Source organism: Paenalicyclobacillus macrosporangiidus, assembly GCF_900116805.1.
In the GTDB taxonomy this organism is placed as follows: domain Bacteria; phylum Bacillota; class Bacilli; order Alicyclobacillales; family Alicyclobacillaceae; genus Alicyclobacillus_H; species Alicyclobacillus_H macrosporangiidus.
This window is the reverse complement of the sequence record NZ_FPBV01000066.1, coordinates 1-2,721: the sequence shown is the minus strand read 5'-3', so window position 1 is coordinate 2,721 and position 2,721 is coordinate 1. Positions and strand designations below refer to the sequence as shown.

Annotated in this window: 2 protein-coding genes and 1 pseudogene; 2 read left to right on the top strand and 1 reads right to left on the bottom strand. The window is 51.9% G+C overall.

Annotated elements, in window-relative coordinates; all coding sequences use genetic code 11:
* Window positions 1–98: 98 nt before the first annotated feature.
* Window positions 99–287, bottom strand: a pseudogene (locus BM357_RS18595) (helix-turn-helix domain-containing protein); the annotation flags it as partial.
* 133 nt (window positions 288–420) lie between these two features.
* Between BM357_RS18595 and BM357_RS18590 the strand changes: the two are divergent.
* Both BM357_RS18590 and BM357_RS18585 read left to right on the top strand, forming a co-directional pair.
* Window positions 421–1,344, top strand: a complete 924-nt coding sequence (locus tag BM357_RS18590; RefSeq protein WP_074956889.1) for a sigma-70 family RNA polymerase sigma factor — start codon at window positions 421–423, stop codon at window positions 1,342–1,344.
* A 40-nt stretch (window positions 1,345–1,384) separates the two neighbouring features.
* On the top strand, window positions 1,385–2,233 hold the full coding sequence (locus tag BM357_RS18585) for a DinB family protein (RefSeq protein ID WP_175511595.1): 849 nt from the start codon (window positions 1,385–1,387) through the stop codon (window positions 2,231–2,233).
* Window positions 2,234–2,721 lie beyond the last annotated feature (488 nt).

Here is a 2,721-nt window from a genome sequence, read left to right as displayed (position 1 = left end):
GTAGTTACTACACGAGTTATCCACAGGTCTTGCGAATCCATGTCGGGCTTGACTTCGCGGGACTTTGTGTGACTACCAACTGTCGAACTCGGGTCTCAGAGCTGGTTTGGCGCCGTGATGGTGCGGTGCTGTGCCAGTTTTCCCGGATGTTTCGGGTGGATTTTCCGTTGTGGGCGAAGGATATCCAGTTCCTTACACAGACGGTACACCTTCTTCTCGTTAATCACGAGCCCAGGCTCTTGCCGGAGCATGTGGGTCAGCTTCCAATACCCATATGCATATCCATCATCCCCCCAAGCTCGCCGGATAATCATCCGCATAAGCAGAAAAATGATACTAAAAATGAGTTTTTCACATACCGTATCCTTTTTGTGATCTCACTCGTCATGTTGATGACACAGACGAAAGGAGCAATATGAAATGGAATCTGTTCAGACCGCCTCACGTGAGTTGCGAAAGGAGTTTGAGAACCTCATCGTCGCGTTTCGCCCAGAGCTGTGGAACTATTGTTTGTATCTGACACGTTCGCCATGGGACGCGGAAGATTTGGTGCAAGAAACAATTGTAAAGACGTTTGCACACATGGCACACCTGTATCAGGTCGTGAATATGAGAGCCTATTTGTTTCGTATGGCGAGCAACCTGTGGATCGATTGGTGTCGACGGGCTCGCTTGGTGTCACAGGACGACCGTTTTCTGCGTGCAATACCTGCGCCGGATGAGGTGGATCGTGCGGACGTCATTGGCTCCATGGAAGATCTCATTCGATTGCTGCCACCAAGGCAAAGGGTAATTCTTTTGCTCATGGACGTGTTTGATTTCAGTGCTCGCGAAACGGCAGAGATGCTGGTGATCACCGAAGGGGCTGTCAAGGCGGCTTTGCACAGAGCTCGGAGAACGCTACAGGGCAACCGCGCCTGCGCACCCGTTGGCCGTGCTGTAAAGAAAGTGCCACCTGCCGTCGTGAATGCGTATCTAGAGGCATTCAACAAGCGTGACGCAGATGGCATTGCCGCACTGTTGGACGAACACGCCGTGGCTGACATCGTTGGCGTGACGCAGGAATATGGGAGGGACACCATTCGCAAAAATTCCCTATCTGACTGGGCCCAGGATCCGATTCCCATGCGTGGCGCATACTTCGACTGGGACTCGACATCTTTCATTGGGGTATTTGCAATGGAAAACGGAGAAGAGAAGCTGGATACCATCATTCGGGTGACAGAAGACGGCGAACGCATCCGTGGTGTGGCGGACTACTATTTCTGTCCCGAACTCCTGCAACATGTGGCATCGCAGTTGCATGTGAGCGCTCGTGCTCGCGGGTATTTTTGGAACACCTAAGTCGCTCAGCCATCACGAAAGGGTACGGGGGGAGAACGGCTTGAGCAAGGCTGATGTATTGTTACGGGTTGCGGATCTACACCGATCCGTCGAATTTTATAAGAAAGTTGGATGCTCTGTTGTCTATTTTGAAGGTGAAACCGGTGTTGCTCAAGTCCGTTTGCCTGATGGTCATGGAATCCTACTGGTGCCGTTGACCCATCCGGCAGTCGATGTGGGTGTCTTCCTGAAAGCCGCATTTGATGAGCCTGCCCCGGGAAAGCGCGTTTATTTTCAAGGTTCGAATCTGAAACGGCTCGCCGAGGATTGTGCGAGCCACAGGCTTGCAGACGTCTCTTTCGAGCAGGAGGAATACTGGCACACGCTCGTCATTTCCGATCCGGACGGATATTTGCTGTCTTTTCACGAGGAATTGGACGTCTCAGATGAACAAATTATTTCCGGCTATCAGAGAGGGCCCATTTTGCTGCAAGAAGCTTTAACGGGCTTGGATGAGAGACAGTTCGACTTGCGTCGAGCGCCCGGAAAGTGGTCCATCAGAGAGACGGTTTTACACCTTGTGGATTCCGATGTGACGACTGCGATCACGATGAAATTCGCATTGGCAGAACCCGGACGGATCTTTACCAGAAGTTCATACAATCCGGATCAGTGGGCGGTTGGAGCGGCATACGCGCGCCGCCCCATTCATGTGGAGGTTCAACTGTTCAGTTTGATGAGACAACATATCCTTGGCATATGTCACGTGTTGCCCGATGCGCTGGACAGAACCGTAGTCCGGGAAAACGGTGAAGTGGTGTCCGTCCGATTCCTGATGAAGTTGCTTGCGGGTCATGCCATGGGACATATAAACCAGGTGTGGGAGACCAGGCGGGTTCACAATCTGTGACACGACACAGGAAAACTTCCAGAGAACTTGCAGATCGCAGGGGTCCATCTATTCTCCCTTCACCGTCTGACAAAAATGGTATTCAACACTTGGGATGGGGCGGGATAGGCTTGAAACGAAGGATCAGGCCATAGTGAAACGGGGTGGTTGGAAATTCATCGCTGAACAGGATCGGTGGTTATTGGAACAGGTTTCTCGCATCCGGAACATCAGCATACATGGTGATCCCGTCTTTCTCATCTTGCAAGAACGGACATCCCCCGAAAATCAACACGAATGTCCTTGAACTTTTGCCATCATGGACCACAATGTCATAAGTTCCTCCTACATTTGTGCTGGGGCAACTGGTGGGACGGTCTGGGTAGTGTCCCGTCAAGTGGTGTAATTTCACCGTTTGTGTCTAATGTGTGACATCCATGGCTTTGTTCCGTCGCGGGAGTATATCGACCTTCGTCGCTCCGTCAAGGGGTGCTGCGCTCGTCCGGTCG